The sequence below is a fragment of the Bradyrhizobium genomosp. III genome (assembly GCF_000261705.1).
GTDB classification, from domain to species: domain Bacteria; phylum Pseudomonadota; class Alphaproteobacteria; order Rhizobiales; family Xanthobacteraceae; genus Bradyrhizobium; species Bradyrhizobium ottawaense.
In genome coordinates this window covers 1-17,605 of the sequence record NZ_AJQF01000390.1, presented here as the reverse complement: position 1 = coordinate 17,605, position 17,605 = coordinate 1, and the positions used below count along the sequence as shown (strand labels likewise).

Annotated in this window: 20 protein-coding genes; 8 read left to right on the top strand and 12 right to left on the bottom strand. The window is 65.4% G+C overall.

Annotated features, from left to right (window positions below; translation table 11 throughout):
• The coding region (locus IC66_RS0131680; protein WP_038950338.1) for a TadE/TadG family type IV pilus assembly protein at positions 1 to 387 on the bottom strand (387 nt) is incomplete at its 3' end.
• A 483-nt stretch (positions 388 to 870) separates the two neighbouring features.
• On the opposite strand from IC66_RS0131680, the gene clpS reads away from it, so the two are divergent.
• Both clpS and clpA read left to right on the top strand, forming a co-directional pair.
• Entirely contained in the window at positions 871 to 1,203 is a 333-nt protein-coding gene (gene clpS, locus IC66_RS0131675) for an ATP-dependent Clp protease adapter ClpS (protein ID WP_026202494.1), read from the top strand.
• A gap of 282 nt (positions 1,204 to 1,485) precedes the next feature.
• The gene (gene clpA / locus IC66_RS0131670) at positions 1,486 to 3,894 is read left to right on the top strand and encodes an ATP-dependent Clp protease ATP-binding subunit ClpA (RefSeq protein ID WP_028143973.1); all 2,409 of its coding nucleotides are present in this window, start codon (positions 1,486 to 1,488) and stop codon (positions 3,892 to 3,894) included.
• Positions 3,895 to 3,969: 75 nt separating this feature from the next.
• Here the strand turns inward: clpA and IC66_RS0131665 are convergent, their stop codons facing one another.
• The 6 genes from IC66_RS0131665 to IC66_RS0131640 form a co-directional block, all read right to left on the bottom strand.
• Positions 3,970 to 4,428 (bottom strand): hypothetical protein, encoded by a 459-nt coding sequence (locus IC66_RS0131665; RefSeq protein WP_028143972.1) that lies wholly within the window; start codon positions 4,426 to 4,428, stop codon positions 3,970 to 3,972.
• 128 nt (positions 4,429 to 4,556) lie between these two features.
• A complete protein-coding gene (locus tag IC66_RS0131660) occupies positions 4,557 to 5,978 on the bottom strand; it encodes an MFS transporter (protein WP_049806683.1) in 1,422 nt (473 codons plus the stop codon).
• 132 nt (positions 5,979 to 6,110) lie between these two features.
• Positions 6,111 to 6,272, bottom strand: coding sequence for a hypothetical protein (locus tag IC66_RS47855; protein ID WP_167456567.1), 162 nt, complete (start codon positions 6,270 to 6,272; stop codon positions 6,111 to 6,113).
• Between the two features lie 64 nt (positions 6,273 to 6,336).
• A complete protein-coding gene (locus tag IC66_RS0131650; protein WP_038950336.1) occupies positions 6,337 to 7,362 on the bottom strand; it encodes an aldo/keto reductase in 1,026 nt (341 codons plus the stop codon).
• 112 nt (positions 7,363 to 7,474) lie between these two features.
• Positions 7,475 to 7,675 carry a hypothetical protein gene (locus IC66_RS0131645; protein WP_244429199.1) on the bottom strand — a complete coding sequence of 67 codons (201 nt, stop codon included), beginning with the start codon at positions 7,673 to 7,675 and terminating at the stop codon, positions 7,475 to 7,477.
• Positions 7,676 to 7,803: 128 nt separating this feature from the next.
• Positions 7,804 to 8,760, bottom strand: a complete 957-nt coding sequence (locus IC66_RS0131640; protein ID WP_028143969.1) for a helix-turn-helix domain-containing protein — start codon at positions 8,758 to 8,760, stop codon at positions 7,804 to 7,806.
• A gap of 196 nt (positions 8,761 to 8,956) precedes the next feature.
• On the opposite strand from IC66_RS0131640, the gene IC66_RS0131635 reads away from it, so the two are divergent.
• Entirely contained in the window at positions 8,957 to 9,973 is a 1,017-nt protein-coding gene (locus IC66_RS0131635) for a carbon-nitrogen hydrolase family protein (RefSeq protein ID WP_028143968.1), read from the top strand.
• 28 nt (positions 9,974 to 10,001) lie between these two features.
• Entirely contained in the window at positions 10,002 to 11,042 is a 1,041-nt protein-coding gene (locus IC66_RS0131630) for a phenylacetaldoxime dehydratase family protein (RefSeq protein ID WP_038950334.1), read from the top strand.
• Here IC66_RS0131630 and IC66_RS0131625 read toward each other — a convergent pair.
• On the bottom strand, positions 11,039 to 11,677 hold the full coding sequence (locus IC66_RS0131625) for an HAD family hydrolase (RefSeq protein ID WP_038950332.1): 639 nt from the start codon (positions 11,675 to 11,677) through the stop codon (positions 11,039 to 11,041). The two genes, IC66_RS0131630 and IC66_RS0131625, sit on opposite strands and share 4 nt — an antisense overlap.
• A 76-nt stretch (positions 11,678 to 11,753) precedes the next feature.
• On the opposite strand from IC66_RS0131625, the gene IC66_RS0131620 reads away from it, so the two are divergent.
• From IC66_RS0131620 to tsaA, 4 genes are all read left to right on the top strand, one after another.
• Entirely contained in the window at positions 11,754 to 12,719 is a 966-nt protein-coding gene (locus tag IC66_RS0131620) for a lytic transglycosylase domain-containing protein (RefSeq protein ID WP_038950331.1), read from the top strand.
• Between the two features lie 212 nt (positions 12,720 to 12,931).
• Entirely contained in the window at positions 12,932 to 13,672 is a 741-nt protein-coding gene (locus tag IC66_RS0131615) for an AzlC family ABC transporter permease (RefSeq protein WP_038950330.1), read from the top strand.
• Positions 13,669 to 14,019 (top strand): AzlD domain-containing protein, encoded by a 351-nt coding sequence (locus tag IC66_RS0131610; RefSeq protein ID WP_028143964.1) that lies wholly within the window; start codon positions 13,669 to 13,671, stop codon positions 14,017 to 14,019. Before IC66_RS0131615 ends, IC66_RS0131610 begins: the two co-directional genes overlap by 4 nt.
• A gap of 32 nt (positions 14,020 to 14,051) precedes the next feature.
• A complete protein-coding gene (gene tsaA, locus IC66_RS0131605; protein ID WP_038950328.1) occupies positions 14,052 to 14,543 on the top strand; it encodes a tRNA (N6-threonylcarbamoyladenosine(37)-N6)-methyltransferase TrmO in 492 nt (163 codons plus the stop codon).
• 132 nt (positions 14,544 to 14,675) lie between these two features.
• Here tsaA and IC66_RS0131600 read toward each other — a convergent pair whose 3' ends face one another.
• From IC66_RS0131600 to IC66_RS0131585, 4 genes are all read right to left on the bottom strand, one after another.
• The gene (locus IC66_RS0131600) at positions 14,676 to 15,101 is read right to left on the bottom strand and encodes an HIT family protein (protein ID WP_038950326.1); all 426 of its coding nucleotides are present in this window, start codon (positions 15,099 to 15,101) and stop codon (positions 14,676 to 14,678) included.
• A 64-nt stretch (positions 15,102 to 15,165) separates the two neighbouring features.
• Positions 15,166 to 16,422, bottom strand: a complete 1,257-nt coding sequence (locus IC66_RS0131595) for a GNAT family N-acetyltransferase (RefSeq protein WP_028143961.1) — start codon at positions 16,420 to 16,422, stop codon at positions 15,166 to 15,168.
• A 198-nt stretch (positions 16,423 to 16,620) separates the two neighbouring features.
• A complete protein-coding gene (locus tag IC66_RS0131590; RefSeq protein WP_028143960.1) occupies positions 16,621 to 17,367 on the bottom strand; it encodes a glycerophosphodiester phosphodiesterase in 747 nt (248 codons plus the stop codon).
• Positions 17,368 to 17,373: 6 nt separating this feature from the next.
• Positions 17,374 to 17,605: RidA family protein (locus tag IC66_RS0131585; RefSeq protein ID WP_038950324.1), on the bottom strand; the 232-nt coding region annotated here is incomplete at its 5' end.

Here is a 17,605-nt window from a genome sequence, read left to right as displayed (position 1 = left end):
GCTGGTCGTGTAGGTGCCGGTTCCGGTGAGCTGGATCGTCGAGCCGATGCTGGTGCTCGCGGTATAAGTGGCCCCAACGGTGACCGATGGCAGGGTCGTGGTGTTGGTGAACAGGGCATTGAAATAGGTTTGCGCCTTGCTGCTGATCTGGGACGTCGTGATCGTGCCGGACGACAGGTCCCTGGAGAGCATCAGCGCGGTGGAGTCGAGGGCCGACTGCATGGAGGCGCGGGCCTGGGCGGCGCGGCTATAATCGATCGCGGCACCGACGAAGCTCAGCACCGGGACCAGCGCGATGGCGAAGATCACGGCGATATTGCCTTGCTCGGCCGTTGCAAAGCGGGCGCATAGTCGACCAAGGCGGCTGACGAGCGGCGGGCGAGACATGACAATCCCCGAAATCTGTGTTTTGCCCGATTTCGCGCCATGCCATTGAACGGCAGGTAAATTGGACCGTAGAAAACCGGAGCGACCCGCGTGAAACCGCCGCAGCCGGGTTAATAGCCGGGGTTCCTGGTCAACATGTTCTAAACGCGCGGGGGCGAAATTTTTGTCAAATCGGTCCGGATTGTTTAACCTCGCTCCTGATCGCCCGGAACGGGAATCGGGACTGCCGTGGCCGCATCGGCCGGACCTCTGCACGCTTGCGGCGGGCCGGGGGCAGGCCCATATTGCTGGCGAACGATCCGGTTTGGACCGGATTGTCGGGAGCGGCGATCCAACAAGGCGGCGCGCCTGCGCCAGGCTCCGAAGGGCGGGGTCGCGCGGCGACCGCCATTCGCTTCCATGGGGAATTTGAACGCCTGAGCCATGCCGCAATTGACTTCCAGACTCGACCTGTCCGCGCCAGCCGCTGCCTACGCTCCTCGCATGAGCAATGACGAGAACCGTTCGGGCAACCCCTCGGGTCCGAACACTTCGGTCATTACCAAGGTCAAGCCGAAGACCAAACGGCCGAACCTCTACCGCGTGCTGATCCTGAACGACGACTACACGCCGATGGAGTTCGTCGTCCACGTGCTGGAGAAGTTCTTCAACAAGGACATCGAGGCCGCGACCAAGATCATGCTGCACGTCCATCATCATGGTATCGGGGAGTGCGGCGTGTTCACTTACGAGATCGCCGAGACCAAGGTGACACAGGTGATGGATTTCGCCCGCAAGCACCAGCATCCGCTGCAATGCGTGATGGAAAAGAAGTAGTCGCCGGTCCCGTTCCTTAGAGTGGTTCTGCTCGTGTGGTGTGTGATGGCAGCGCATCCTGCTGCATGATCCGGTGAACTTCGGCGCCGGCGTCAACCCTGCCCAAATGGGTAGTCCGCCCAAATCGGAACGGGTTTTGCATCGAAAATACCGCGGGTGTGTCGCTGCCAGAGTCGCGGAACCGGTCTTTCGCCGCGGTCTTGTATAACTATATGTGACAAAGGTTGTTGTTGCCTGACCGGGCGATGACGATCATGATGGTGGGGGCCATAGAGGACGCGAATGCCGACTTTTTCCCAAAGCCTTGAACAATCCCTGCATCGTGCGCTGGCGATCGCAAACGAGCGTCATCACCAATACGCGACGCTCGAGCATCTGTTGCTCTCCCTGATCGACGACTCCGATGCAGCCGCCGTCATGCGCGCCTGTAGTGTCGATCTCGACAAGCTCCGCACGAGCCTGGTTAATTATCTAGAGACCGAGTTCGAGAATCTGGTCACCGACGGCGCGGACGACGCCAAGCCGACAGCCGGCTTCCAGCGGGTGATCCAGCGTGCCGTGATCCACGTGCAATCCTCCGGTCGTGAAGAGGTGACCGGCGCCAACGTGCTGATCGCGATCTTCGCCGAGCGCGAGAGCCATGCCGCGTATTTCCTGCAGGAGCAGGACATGACGCGCTATGACGCGGTCAACTACATCAGCCACGGCATCGCCAAGCGGCCTGGCGTCTCCGAGGCGCGGCCGGTGCGCGGCGTCGACGAGGAGACCGAGACCAAGGGCGCCGAGGACGCCAAGAAGAAGGGCGAGGCGCTCGAGACCTATTGCGTCAACCTCAACAAGAAGGCGCGCGACGGCAAGATCGATCCGGTGATCGGACGCAATTCCGAAATCAACCGTGCGATCCAGGTGCTGTGCCGCCGGCAAAAGAACAACCCGTTGTTCGTCGGCGAAGCCGGCGTCGGCAAGACCGCGATCGCGGAGGGCCTCGCCAAGCGCATCGTCGACAGCGAGGTGCCGGAAGTTCTGGCGGCTGCCACGGTGTTCTCGCTCGACATGGGCACACTGCTCGCGGGCACGCGCTATCGCGGCGACTTCGAAGAGCGCCTGAAGCAAGTGCTGAAGGAACTCGAGGCGCATCCCAACGCCATCCTGTTCATCGACGAGATCCACACCGTGATCGGTGCGGGCGCGACGTCGGGCGGGGCGATGGATGCCTCGAACCTGCTCAAGCCCGCGCTGGCCTCGGGCACCATCCGCTGCATGGGCTCGACCACCTACAAGGAATACCGCCAGCACTTCGAGAAGGACCGCGCGCTGGTGCGGCGCTTCCAGAAGATCGACATCAACGAGCCGACGGTCGAGGACGCCATTGCGATCCTCAAGGGACTGAAGCCGTACTTCGAGGACTACCACCGGCTGAAGTACACCAACGAGGCGATCGAGGCCGCGGTGCAGCTCTCCTCGCGCTACATCCACGACCGCAAGCTGCCGGACAAGGCGATCGACGTGATCGACGAGTCCGGTGCGGCGCAGATGCTGGTCGCCGAGAACAAGCGCAAGAAGACCATCGGCATCAAGGAGATCGAGACCACGATCGCCTCGATGGCGCGGATTCCACCGAAGAGCGTGTCGAAGGACGATGCCGAGGTGCTCAAGCATCTTGAGCAGACGCTGAAGCGCACCGTGTTCGGTCAGGACAAGGCGATCGAGTCGCTTGCGGCATCGATCAAGCTGGCGCGCGCCGGCTTGCGTGAGCCGGAGAAGCCGATCGGTTGCTACCTGTTCTCGGGTCCGACCGGCGTCGGCAAGACCGAGGTTGCAAAGCAGCTCGCGGCAAGCCTCGGCGTCGAGCTGTTGCGCTTCGACATGTCCGAATACATGGAGCGGCACACCGTATCTCGCCTGATCGGTGCGCCTCCCGGCTATGTCGGCTTCGACCAGGGCGGCCTGCTCACCGACGGCGTCGACCAGCATCCGCATTGCGTGGTGCTGCTCGACGAAATCGAGAAGGCGCATCCTGATCTCTACAACGTGCTGCTGCAGATCATGGATCACGGCCGGCTCACCGACCACAACGGCAAGCAGGTCAATTTCCGCAACGTGATCCTGATCATGACCACGAACGCGGGGGCTTCCGATCTCGCCAAGCAGGCGTTCGGCTTCACGCGCTCCAAGCGGGAAGGCGACGACCACGAGGCGATCAACCGGCAATTCGCGCCGGAATTCCGCAACCGTCTCGATGCCATCGTCTCGTTCGGCCATCTCAGCGTCGAGGTGATCGGCACCGTGGTCGAGAAGTTCGTGCTTCAGCTCGAAGCCCAACTCGGCGACCGCGACGTCACCATCGAGCTGTCCGAGCCCGCCAAGGCCTGGCTGGTCCAGCATGGTTACGACGAGCAGATGGGCGCACGTCCCATGGCCCGCGTGATCCAGGAGCACATCAAGAAGCCGCTCGCCGACGAGGTGCTGTTCGGCAAGCTGAAGGGCGGCGGCCACGTCCGCGTCGTCCTGGTCAAGGACGAGGCTGACGAGACCAAGGAGAAGATCGGGTTCGAATTCGTCGAGGGCCCGGTCACGCCGAAGCAGGAGAAGCTGCCGGGGGCCCGCAAGCGGCCGCCGGGCAAGTCCAAGCCGGGCGGTCCCGGCGGCTCGAAGGGGCCGACCTCCAAGGGCCCGCTGGTCAAGGCTTGATCCAGCGCTCATCATGAACAGAAAGAGGCCGGCTGCGAAGCCGGCCTTTTTTGTTTCCGAGGCTGTGTGTGACCCTTACGTCCCGGCTTCGGGCGCGGCCGCTGGCGGACGCGGCTTGCGCGGCGCGGCCGGCCGCGCGCTGCGGGCGGGGGCGGTCGGCTGCATCGTCACGATGACCGGATTGGGCTTGTGATCGGTGGCCGCCCCGGTCGCGGCATCAACGCCCATGCCGATGACGCCGCCGGCGAGGAGATTGCCGGCGAAGCCGGCGGCGCCCGTGCCCGACACTTCCTTGGTGAGTTGCACCGTCTGGGGTTGATAGCCTTCCTTTTCGAAGGTGATCGTGATGTCGGCGCTACGCTTGGCGACGATGGCGCAAGGTGTTGTGCAGGTTGTCGGCACCTCAAGCCCGCTGACCACAGCCTCCACGCCTGACGGTGTCGATGAGATGCTGATGTTTTCGGTCGTGCCGCGCGTCACAGACGCGCAACCGCCCAGCATGACGCTGAGCGCCACAATTCCCAATGAACGCATGAAGTGCCCCTTATTCCCCGCGCCAATCAAGCGCAACCGGAGCGCGAGGGCAATAGGTCATTGGTCCTGATAGTTAAGCCACGCAGGGGTTGTGCACGGGAATAGCAGGCACCGGAAGGTGGGCTCTGTCAGTCGCCCCGCAGGCGCTGATCGTCCTGCACGCGGACGTGTTCGGCGCCGCGCGCGCCAGCCGGAGACAGCCGCAACATGCTCAGCACCGCGCCGCAGAGTGCAAACCCGACGCCTGCGAGCAGTGCCAGCCTGGTCCCCTCAACCGGATACCGTCCGAGCAACAACGCCACCAGCGCAGCGCCAGTGGTCTGGCCGAGCAGACGCGCCGTGCCAAGCATGCCGCTGGCGCCGCCGGCGCGCTCGCGCGGGGCGGCTGCGATCATGGTGCGGTTGTTGGGGGTCTGGAACAGACCGAATCCGGCACCTGCCAGCGCCATGCGCCAGATCACGTCGAACGGTGTGGGGTCCGCGGGCAGGAAGGCGAGCGCGGCGAGGCCGCAGGCGAACAGCGTGAGCCCGATGCCGCCGAGCAGGCCGGCCGGATAACGCTCGACCAGGCGGCCGGCCAGCGGCGCTGCGAACGCCACCGCGATCGGCCATGGCGTGATCAGGAGGCCCATATGCACCGCCGAATAGCCGAAGCGGCTCTGGAGGTAGAAGGGGATCGCGACGAAGGCCAGCATCTGCCCGCAGAACGAGGCGATCGAGGTCGCGATCGACAGCGCGAACACGGGGATGCGCAACAGGTCGACCGGCAGCAGCGGCGAGGTCATGTGGGTTTCGCGCCAGATCAGCAGCGCGCCTGCGACCAGAGCGATGGCGAACTGGATCAGGCAGGTGATGGCGGCCTCGCCATGACCGACGCTGTCGACGGCTGCGATCCCGACGCCGAAGGTGATCGCTGAAAGCCCCGCGCTCTGCCAGTCGAACGAATGGCTGGCGGGCTTTGTGTGCGGCAGGCTGCGCAGGCCCAGCACCAGCGTCACCGCGCCGAGCGGCACGTTGATGGCGAACAGCCACGGCCAGCTTCCGACCGCCAGGATGCCTGCGGCGAGCGTCGGGCCGATGGCGGCCGAGAAGGCGACGACGAGCGCGTTGAGCCCGATGCCGCGGCCGAGCTGGCTGCGCGGGTAAGTGAAGCGCACCAGCGCCGCGTTGACGCTCATGATGCCGGCCGCGCCAAAGCCCTGGATGATGCGCGCGATCGTGAGCAGCGGCAGCGTATGCGCCAGCGCGCAGAAGGCGGATGCCAGCGTGAACAGCACCAGCCCGACCAGATAGACGCGGCGATAGCCGACGATCTCGCCGAGCGAAGCCAGCGGCAGCAGCGAGATCGTGATCGCAAGCTGGTAGCCGTTGACGATCCAGATCGAGAAGGCCGGACTGGCGTCGAGGTCGGCCGCGATCGTCGGCAGCGCGACATTGGCGATGGCGCTGTCGACCACCGCCATGATGATGCCCAGCGCAATGGTCAGCACCGCCTGGTTGCGCTGTGGCTGCGGCAGGCCGTCGGCGTGCTCGATGGGGGCGGACGACATGATGGAGGCGCGCTTGATTCGAGCCGTGTTCCGTCTCCCGATTAGGAAATTGCAGGATGGATCGCAACCCGGCAGGACACGGACGGTTCCTGTGCCGCAGGCGGTCGGCATCGACCGGAACGGCCGCGCACCCTACCAGCGTGCTGTCGATTTCCCGAACACGTAGAGCGCAATGAGGCCGAGCGTCACCACCGTCGAGACGACCAGGACGGCGCGGTCCCGGTCGATCCGCGTCCGCTCGGTGCGGGTGAGATTGAGGACCGTGAACAGAGCCTTCATGGCAAATCGGCGCATCGCGGCCTCGCGGCCGCATTGTGCCACGGCCGGCGCGAGCGGGCTTGATGCAGCTCAACGAGGCCTAGACCGCCGGCGGGTTCCGGTCGGTGAAGGTCGTGCGCTGGTGCCAGTAGGGATAGGGTAGCGTCACCTTGCTCGCCGCGTCGAGTTTTGCGACCTGGTCCTTGGTCAAGGACCAGCCGACCGCGCCGAGATTTTCGCGCAGCTGCGTCTCGTTGCGCGCGCCGATGATCAGCGTCGATACGGTCGGGCGCTGCAGCAGCCAGTTCAGCGCGATCTGCGACACGCTCTTGCCGGTTTCCTTCGCGACCTCGTCGATGGCATCGACGACACGATAGACATGCTCGTCCGGCACCGGCGGGCCGAACTCGGCGGTCTTGGGCAGGCGGCTCACCTCGGGCTTCGGCTGACCTCGGCGAAGCTTGCCCGTGAGGCGTCCCCATCCGAGCGGCGACCAGACCACGGCACCTAACCCCTGGTCGAGGCCGAGCGGCATCAACTCCCATTCGTAATCGCGCCCGATCAGCGAATAATAGGTCTGGTTGGCGACGTAGCGCGGAAAACCGTGCTTGTCGGCAACAGAGAGCGACTTCATCAGGTGCCAGCCGGAAAAATTCGAAACGCCGACATAGCGGATCTTGCCGGCGCGGACGAGCGTATCGAGGGTCGCGAGCACCTCCTCGGGCGGGGTGAAGGCGTCGAAGCCGTGGAGCTGGAACAAGTCGATGTAGTCGGTGCCGAGCCGGCTCAGCGAACCGTCGATGGCTGCGAGCAGATGCTGCCGTGACGAGCCGATGTCGTTCGGGCCGTCGCCGAAGCGAAACGTGGCCTTGGTCGAGACCAGCACCTTGTCGCGGCGGCCCTTGATGGCCTCGCCGAGAACGCGTTCGGACTCGCCGAGCGAATAGACGTCCGCGGTGTCGAACATCGACACGCCGGCCTCGAGGCAGACGTCCAGCAGGCGCCGCGCCTCGGTCGCGTCCGTCGTGCCCCACGCGGCAAGGCGGCCGACGCCGCCGAAGGTGCCGGTGCCAAGGCTCAAGGCGGGCACCATGAGGCCTGACCGGCCCAAGCGTCGGTATTCCATCGAAATGCTCCTCGGCTGCCGCTGATTGATCGTTGCGGCCTCGGCATCGAGGTTAGCGCAAGCGGGTGCCTTGTCCTATCACGCGCTCACATACCGGCCTTGCTCGGACGCCCTAATCGTGCCGAAGCATATCGTCGAACGCGGCGTCAACGATGCGCGGGCCGACAAGCTTCGCCGAAAGTTTCGGCTCGTCCCTTGCCTGGGATGGGGGAGCGCAGCCGAGCTCTCGATTGCGCGTCTGCTGCGGCAGCAGAGTCAAACCCCATCCCACCACGACCAGCACGGCGAGACGGATCGCGATGACGCTCAGCAACAGCTCGCTTCCGCTTATCGTCGTCTGAGTCCTCATGCGTGGCAGCCTGATCCACGCCGCAACGCAAGACAATCTGGAATTGGCGAGCGTTGCCTTCGTCCAGGACGAAGGCTTGCGAAGATGGCTGCTCAGTGCCGCAGCTGGCTCTGCCTGAAATCGCGCGGCGACATGCCAAAATGCTCGCGGAAGACGCGGCCGAAATGCGAGAGGTCGTTGAAACCCCAGGCAAAGGCGATCTCGCTGATGTGGCGATGGACGAGCATGGGCGAGGCGAGGTCGCGACGGCACCGCGCAAGGCGTTCGGCGAGGACGTAACGTTGGAACGAGGTCTCCTCGTCGGCGAGAAGGTCGTTCACGTAGCGCGGCGAAATGCCGAGCGCAGCCGCGGTCTCCGGCAATGAAAGGTCGGGGTCGGCGAGATGGGCGCGGACATGCGCCTTGAGCCGGTAGATCAGCGCAGAGCGGTGGGTCGAGGATGGCAGCGACGTCTTGCCGAGCCGCTCGCTCAGCGCCATCGCGAGCAGATCGACGGCCTGTTCGGACAGAACAGCGGCGTTGCCAGGGGCGAGCCGGTCGGCACTCTGGCAAAGCCGGAAGATGAAATCATAGGCGAGCCGCTCGAGCGGTGCCTCAGTGCCAAACGACATCGCGGTCAGCGTCTCCGTGCCGCCGAGCCGGCGCTGCAACATCTCGCGCGGCACCTTGAAGATGGTCTGCGTGAAGGCGTCGTTGAACTTCAGCTCATAGGGGCGCGTGGTGTCGTAGAGCGCGAACTCGCCGGGATGAACTACAGTCTCGCGGCCGTCCTGCACCACGCCGCCGTCGCCGCGATGGCCGAGCGCGACCAGGACGAAATCCTGATCCGAGCGCGCGATGCGGGAGGGCGTACGGAATACGTGCTGGCGATCGGAGCAGACCTCGGAGCATACGGCCTTGCCGAGCGGGATTTGCGTGACCGAGCCGCGAAAGGCGCTGCCGAGATCGGATTTGCAGTCGAGCCCGACGAAGACGTCGCAGACGATGTCCTGCCAGAGGGCGAGCCGCCGGTAGCCCGGGCTGCCGTCCGTCGTGAACTGGATTGGCATCGGCAGGCCTCCCTTTCACATCCAGCGAAATCGCATGTTGGCGCAGATCCAGCCCGATCCGAGGCAAATCCCGTACCGGGCCGAAATCCCGGCCGGTCGAGTTTTTGTTCCGCCGCGGTCGAGCGGCTGGTTGCCCGCTTTGGCCCAATAGACTGCATCGGAGATGGCTTCCGATCAACCGGCAATGGAGGCGGCAATGGGCATCGAACATCCGAAATACAAGGTGGCGGTGGTGCAGGCGGCGCCGGCTTGGCTCGATCTCGACGCCTCCATCGACAAGTCGATCGCGCTGATCAGGGAGGCCGCGGAGAAGGGCGCCAGGCTGATCGCCTTTCCCGAGGCCTTCATCCCCGGTTACCCCTGGCATATCTGGATGGACTCGCCGGCCTGGGCGATCGGCCGCGGCTTCGTGCAGCGCTATTTCGACAACTCGCTGTCCTATGACAGCCCGCAGGCCGAGCGCTTGCGCGATGCCGTACGCAAGGCCAGGCTCACCGCCGTGATCGGCCTGTCCGAACGCGACGGCGGCAGCCTCTATCTGGCGCAATGGCTGATCGGGCCCGATGGCGAGACCATCGCCAAACGCCGCAAGCTGCGGCCGACCCATGCCGAGCGTACCGTCTACGGCGAGGGCGACGGCAGCGATCTCGCCGTGCATGCGAGGGCCGACATCGGCCGTCTCGGCGCGCTGTGCTGCTGGGAGCATCTCCAGCCGCTGTCCAAATACGCGATGTACGCCCAGAACGAGCAGGTGCATGTCGCGGCCTGGCCGAGCTTCTCGCTTTATGATCCCTTCGCGCCGGCGCTCGGCGCCGAGGTCAACAACGCCGCTTCGCGCGTCTATGCGGTGGAGGGCTCTTGCTTCGTGCTCGCGCCTTGCGCGACGGTCTCGCAAGCGATGATCGACGAACTTTGCGACCGGCCGGACAAGCACGCGCTGCTGCATGCCGGCGGCGGCTTTGCGGCGATCTACGGTCCCGACGGCAGCCAGATCGGCGAGAAGCTGGCGCCGGATCAGGAGGGGTTATTGATCGCCGAGATCGACCTCGGCGCCATCGGTGTTGCCAAGAACGCGGCAGATCCGGCCGGGCATTATTCACGGCCCGACGTGACGCGGTTGCTCCTGAACAAGAAGCGGTACCAACGCGTCGAGCAATTTGCCTTGCCGGTGGATACCGTCGAGCCCACGGACATCGCCGCGGCGGCGAGCTGATCACCGAGATCGAGGGGAGGGTACGATCGTGGAATCTGCAATTCCTCGGCATCTCGAAAACCCGCGCACGCGCCACAAGCGCGTGCCTGATGATTACCAGCCGCCATATCCGTCCTTTGTGGCGCGCTACAGGCCCGGCGTGAGCCGTGTCGTGATGGCCTATTTCGGCGTGCAGCATCGCGGCACGGCGCCGGTGGCCGCGACGGAGGCGCTCGCCGACATCGCGCGCTATTTCGCTGCGGCAGGCGGGCCTTCGCATTGGGATCGCGCGCACTATGTCGATCAAGCCGGATACGAGACCGTCGTCTCGGTGGGCTATTGGGACGACATCGCACGCTTCGACGCCTGGTTCGAAGCGGCGCGCGAGGCCTGGACCGGACGGCAGCGCGAAGGCATCGGCACCTTCGTCGAAGTGCTGCGTCCCATTGTAGCGCGGCACGAGACACTGTTCTCCTCGCCCGACCGGACTGAGGGCGTCGCCTCGATCGCCGGCGGCATGAGCGGCGAGGTGCAGGAGCACGCTTACTGGGGCGGCATGCGCGACCGTATTCCGCTGTCGCAAACCGACGCGATGGCGCCCGGTGGCGCGCCGGAGCTGATCCGGGACGGTGCGCGGCTGCGCGTGACGGCGCACGACAATCTCTGCCTGATCAGGTCCGGGCAGGATTGGAGCGATACCGAGGCATCCGAGCGAAAGCTCTATCTCGATGATGTCGAGCCGGTGCTGCGCGAGGGCATGGATTTCCTGCGCGACGAGGGGCTTGCGATCGGCTGCTATGCCAACCGCTACATGGAGGTGCTCCAGGCCGACGGCAGCGTGAGCGAAAAGTCCTACGGCCAGAGCTGGTGGAAGAGCCTGGCGGCGCTCGAACGCTGGGCGGAGTCGCATCCAACCCATGTCAGGATTTTTGGTGCCGCGATGAAGTATCTGTCCACGCTCGGCCCGTCAGCCAAGCTGCGACTTTATCACGAGGTCACGGTGGCAGCTGCGGACGAGCAGTTCTTCGAATATCTGAACTGCCACGCCAAGACCGGCATGTTGACGGCGGTGGAGACCGTCAGCGCCTAGCCCACGCAATGACCGAGCAGCTCGGGATGTGCGGCGCAGATGTGATGCGCGCCGGCGTCCCTGAGCTCGGTCTCGCTGCCATAGCCATAGAGCACGCCGATCGCGGTCATGCCGTTGGTGCGGGCGCCGATCACATCGTGGCTGCGGTCGCCGATCATGATGGCGCTGCTCGCGTCGACCTTGGTCTCGTCGAGCGCGTAGCGCAGCAGATCGCGCTTGTCGACGCGGGTGCCGTCGAGCTCGGACCCGAACACGCGCTCGAAATACGGCTTCAGGCCGAAATGATTGACGATGCGGGTAGCGTAGACCGCGGGCTTGCTGGTCGCCACGAACATGCGCGGCGTCGTCGCGGCCACCGCGGCGAGCGTGTCGTGGATGCCCTGATAGAGCGCATTCTCGAACAGGCCGACCTCGGAAAACCGCTCGCGGTAGAGTAGCAGCGCCCGGTCAGCAAGTTCGTCGGTTCCGACGAGCCTCTTCAGGCTGGCATGCAGCGGCGGCCCAATGCACCAGGTCAGCTCGTCCTGGCTCGGGACCGGCTGGTCGAGTTTTTTCAGGGCATACTGGATCGAACCGGTGATCCCGGGCTTTGGATCGGTGAGTGTGCCGTCGAGATCAAAATAGATTGTCCGCATTTTGGCCGAGCTCAGCGTTGATTATTCCGGCCGTTGCTAGTTGCCTTGGGGCCCGAGTTCAAGGGCTTGGAGCGAAATGCAGCTTGGTGGGGTCCAGAGGCTGATCTGGCAGCTGCTCGTGGCAGCGTTCGTCTGCACGTCGGCGCTGGCCGAGGACGCACCGGTTCCTCCCACGCAGCTCGGCCCCGAAGCCCCCGCAAAACCGTCGCCATCGCCCGAGTCGGCGCGCGAGAGCGACACGCGGGAGTCGATCTGCCTGATCATCGAGGCCGCCGCGCGCGATGCCAATCTCCCGCTGGAATTCTTCGCCCGGGTGATCTGGCAGGAAAGCCGCTTCCAGGCCGATGCGGTAGGTCCCACGACACGCAGCGGCGAGCACGCACAGGGGATCGCGCAGTTCATGCCGGGCACCGCGAGCGAGCGCGGGCTGCTCAATCCGTTCAATCCGGTGCAGGCATTGCCGAAGTCGGCAGAATTCTTGAACGAGCTACGCAACCAGTTCGGCAATCTCGGCCTCGCGGCCGCTGCCTACAACGCAGGTCCGCGGCGCGTGCAGGAATGGCTCGCGGGCACCGGCGGCATGCCGGAGCAGACCCGCAACTATGTCTTGGCCATCACCGGCACCAGCGTCGATGCCTGGGCCAAGGCAGGCGCGACCGGCAAGGGCCCGCCGAGCGCGCCGCCGACGAGCTGTCGCGACCTGATGGCGCTGCTCAAGCGCGCGCCGAATGCTTTCGTCGCCGAGCTCGAGCAGCATGTGGAGCTTGCGGCCGCAAAGGCCTGGGGCGTGCAGCTCGCCGCCGGCTTCGACCGTAACAGGGCGCTGGCGATGTACTCCCGCGCGGTCACGCGGCTCGGTGCCGCGATCGGCGAGCGTGATCCGAGCCTGCTGAGTTCGGTGATGCGCAGCCGCGGCACCCGTGCGTTCTACCAGGTGCGCATCGGCGCCGACACGCGCGGCGAGGCGGATGATCTGTGCAACCGCATCCGCAAGGCCGGCGGGGCGTGCTTCGTACTGAAGAACAAGGGTGTCGCGGGGTAGGCTGTCATTCCGGGGCGCGACGAAGTCGCGAACCCGGAATCCATCGCGAGGCTGTCTCTGCGGCCCGATGGATTCCGGGCTCGCGCTTGGCGCGCCCCGGAATGACGGCGCTGGGTGCGTCACGCATGCCAGCCCCGCCGCGCGCTTCCTTGACGCGAGGCGCCGCATTGCCCGTTATGCGGGCACGATTCCGCAACCCGGCCAAGACTCCCGTGGCGCTTCCTCCGCTCGATTCACCACAATGGAATAGCCGGTGGCTTGCCTTCGGCTGGGGCCTGCGCTCGATCACGCAGACGATCCTCACCATCGTGCTGTTCGTGACCTATCTCGGCATCGGCGCGCTGGCCCATGACACCCATTTCAGTCTGGCCTGGGCGCTCGCCTCGACGCTGTTCGTCTGGGCGGGGCCGGCGCAGATCATCCTGATCACCACGCTCGGCTCCGGCGCCACCGTCATCCAGTCGGCGATTGCAGTCACCGTCAGCGCCATCAGGCTGTTCCCGATGGTGGTCTCGGTGCTGCCCTTGATGCGGACGCCGACGACCAAACGGCGCGAGCTGGTCTTTGCCGCGCATCTCACCGCGGTGACGCTGTGGGTCGAGTGTCACCGTTTCCTGCCGCAGGTGCCGCGCGAGCGGCGGATTGCGTTTGTCCACGGGCTCGGCTGTGGCCTCGTCTCGGTGTGCCTCGTCGCCAACACCGTCGGCTATTTCCTCGCCGCCAACCTGACGCAGACGCTTGGAGCGGCGATCCTGCTGCTGACGCCGCTGTCGTTCCTGTTCTCGACTGCGCGCAACAGCCGCGAGGTCGCCGATGTCGTCGCGCTCGTGCTGGGCATCTTGCTTTATCCGCTGGCCGCGAAGATGAACTCCGGTGTCGATATCCTGGTCAGCGGGGTGGCGGCCGGCACGATCGCCTATGGCGTGCATTGGTGGCGGGAGGTGCGCGCGTGAGTTTTGCGCAAGCGATCGGCGACTGGCATGCGCTGGCGGTGCTGTTCGTCGCCGGGGTCGTGCCCAACCAGATCTGGCGCATGCTGGGCCTGTGGTTTGGCGGCGGCATCGACGAAGGCTCCGAACTGCTGGTCTGGGTGAGGGCGGTCGCCACCGCCATCCTCGCCGGCGTCATCGCCCAGATCGTGGTCGAGCCGCCGGGTGCGCTGGCGAGCGTGCCTGATACCTTGCGTTATGGCGCGGTGGCCGCCGGCCTCGTCGTGTTCCTGCTGACCCGCCGCTCGATCTTTGCGGGCGTCGTGACCGGCGAAGTCTTCATGCTGGCCGGCAAGTGGTGGTTGGGCTAAAACCGCCGGCGAACAGCCAAGGAACAGGAAATATGGTTCGCGAACAGGAGCTCCGCGAGGGCGAGGTCGCCATCAAGCTGCCACCGACACAGGACGCCGGTCTCGTTTTCATCGGCCGCATCCGCACGCCCTGGACCTCGCGGCTGGAGACGCCGCGGCAGGGACGTCAGGACGGCCCGATCTGCCGCCTCGAGATCTTCGAGCCGTTCGTGCCGGCCATCAAGGGCGTCGATTTCTACAGCAATCTCGAAGTGCTCTATTGGCTCGACCAGTCGCGCCGCGACATCATCCTGCAGAGCCCCAAGAACAACGAGAAAACCCGCGGCACCTTTTCGCTGCGCTCGCCGGTGCGGCCAAATCCGATCGGCACGTCGATCGTGAAGCTGGTCGGCATCGAGGGCAATGCGATCCTGGTGCGCGGGCTCGATTGCCTCGACAACACGCCGCTGATCGACATCAAGCCAGATCGGTGCGAGTTCACGCCATTGGCGGCGCCCCAGCCAGGGGATTTCGAGACGGAGTAATCTGTCATTCCGGGGCGCGCCGAAGGCGCGAGCCCGGAATCCATCAGGCGTCAGAGTCGGTGGTGAAATGGATTCTCAGGTGCGCAATTGCGCACCATAGCTCGCGCCAAGGGGGCGCGCCCCGGAATGACATCAACCCTTTAACGCCGCGATCAGCTTCGCCGCGTGCTCTTCCAGCACCTTGGCGTCTTCCTTGCGGCTGGCGGGCGGCAGCATTGCCACGCCGTCGTGCCGCGGCATCACGTGCATGTGCAGGTGAAACACCACTTGTCCACCGGCGGGCTCGTTGAACTGCTGGATGGTGATGCCGTCGGCCTTGAATGCCTGCATCGCGGCTGCGGCGATCCTGTGCGCGCCGCGGGCGACATGGGCGTAGTCGTCCGGCTGGATGTCGAGGATGTTGCGGGCAGGGGCCTTCGGGATCACCAGCGTGTGGCCAGGGACGCGCGGCATGATGTCGAGGAACGCGAAGACGTGCTCGTCCTCATAGACCTTGGAGCAGGGCAGCTCGCCGCGCAGGATCTTCGCGAAGATGTTGTTGGTGTCGTAGGCGGTCATGGCGGCTCCCCGAGAAACTTGCGCTTGGAATTTTGCGCTTACTGTCACCAGCGACGGCAAACCGTCAAGGCGCCTCGTCGGCGCCTTTGCGGAACGGGCCGAGCTCGGCGAGCTCGCGTCCGGCTTCGGCGACATAGGCGCGCTCGCGCTTGAGGTAATCATCAATCGCGCGGCGCAGGCCGGGATCGGCGATGAAGTGCGCGGAATGGGTTGTGCGTGGCAGGTAGCCGCGCGCGATCTTGTGCTCGCCTTGCGCGCCGGCCTCGACATGGGTGAGGCCGCGTTTGATGGCGAAGTCGATCGCCTGGTAATAGCAGACCTCGAAATGCAGGAACGGATGATGCTCGACCGCGCCCCAGTTGCGGCCGAACAGCGTGTCCGAGCCGATGAAGTTGATCGCGCCCGCGATCCAGCGATTGTTGCGGCGGACCATCACCAGCAGCACGTCCTCTGCCATGGTCTCGCCGATCAGCGAGAAGAACTCCCGCGTCAGATAGGGACGGCCCCATTTGCGCGAGCCGGTCTCCATGTAGAATGCGAAGAAGGCGTCCCAGGCATCCTCGGTGATGTCTTTTCCCGTCAGCCAGTGGATGGTGATCCCGGCGGGGAGCGCATCGCGCCGCTCGCGCTTGATCGATTTGCGGTGACGCGAGTTCAGGGTGCTGAGGAAGTCGTCGAAGCTCGCAAAGCCCTCATTGTGCCAGTGGAACTGCTGGTCGGTACGCTGCAGGAAGCCGTGCTCGGCGAGCAGCTTCCACTCGGCCTCGCGCGCGAAGGTGACGTGGACGGAGGAGGCCTTGCTGACGCCGCAGAGCGCTACCAGCCCGCTCGCCAGTGCGTCCATGATGCGCTCGTGATCGACGCCGTCACGGACCAGCAGGCGCGGGCCTGTGGCCGGCGTGAAGGGAACCGAGACCTGGAGCTTCGGATAGTAGCGTCCGCCGGCGCGCTCATAGGCGTCCGCCCAACCGCGATCAAAGACGTACTCGCCTTGCGAATGCGATTTCAGATAGCAGGGCACGACACCGGCGACGCGGCCGTCGACCTTGGCCACGAGATGCCGCGGTCCCCAGCCCGTGCGGATTGTCGCCGAACCCGATTTCTCAACGGCCGAGAGAAAGGCGTGTGAGACGAACGGGTTATAGGCAGGTTTTGAGAGGCCGAGGGAATCGCCTGGAAGTCCAGATGAGGTTCCCGCGCCAAGCCCGTTGCAGGCCTTTTCGTTAAGAACCTTGCCGGGATTGGCACAGGCGTCCCAGTCCTCCCGGGATACCTCGCCAATCGAAGGTACGGCCTCGAGCGTGATTTCGGATGATGCCATCGTTGCCCAAGATCGTGCATTGCAGCAGTGACTTCAAGAGGGTGCGGGAGCACGGCTCTCGTGCCCCGGACGCAGCGCAGCACGCAGTGGGGCGCTGCTGAGCCGGGGCCCATGTGGCAGCGCGCTCGCGGACAGATTGGTTCCGGCTCTGCGCCGCAACGCCGAAGCGTTGCAGCTTGTCCGAGACACGAGCGTGCCCTACGGCACGAACCCCTCAAAGATCATCTGGTCGGCATATTGCCCGACCCGCGTCCGCTGCTCCGGGGTGCGGACCGTCCAGCCGAGCAGGGCGCAGCCGAACAGATTGCGGGCGATCCAGGGGGCGGGGGCCGGGAGGTCGTCGACCCTGAAGGCGACGAAATGGGGCTGGGTCTGAAAGCCGTGGCGCAGGTACAGCATGCTATCGCGCTGCGGCTGCGTGAGCTTGGCCCAATAGTCGTCCTCATAGGTCCGCTGCGCGACGATGCCGCGCGGGCGGGAGGGCAGCAGCTCGCGCAGTGCCAGCACCTGGTCGGGATCGAACGACATGCCGACGGCGGGGCCGTCATAGGACGCCAGCACCTCGGCCATCCGCTTCACCAGCTTGCGGTCGCCGCCAAAATGGCTCTTCACCTCGATCACAAGGGGCACGCGGCCGGCGACCATGGCGCAGAGGTCGGACAGCGACATCATCCGCTCGTCGGTGTCCTTGAATTTGACGGCCTTCAGCTCCGCGGCGGTCTTCGACACGACCTCGCCGGTGGCCTCGGTGAGGCGGCCCAGCGCATGGTCGTGATGCACCATGGCCTCGCCGTCGGCCGAGAGTTGGATGTCGACCTCGATCGAAAAATTGCCTGCGATCGCAGCCTGCACCGCGCCCGGCATGTTCTCGACGATGCCACGGGAAATGTCATGCAGGCCGCGATGGGCGACCGGCCGGGCTGTCAGCCAATCAGGAGCGCGCATTGTCCGTCAGGCGACCTCGAACACGCCTTCGACCTCGACCGCCGCGTCTGCCGGCAACGAGGCGACGCCGACGGTGGTGCGGGCATGGCGGCCCTTGTCACCGAAGGCGGCGACCATCAGGTCGGAGGCGCCGTTCAGGACCTTCGGCCCATCCAGGAAATCGGGGGCCGAGTTGATGAAGCCGCCAAGGCGCACCACGCGCACGACCTTGTCGAGGTCGCCGAGCGCCGCCTTGACC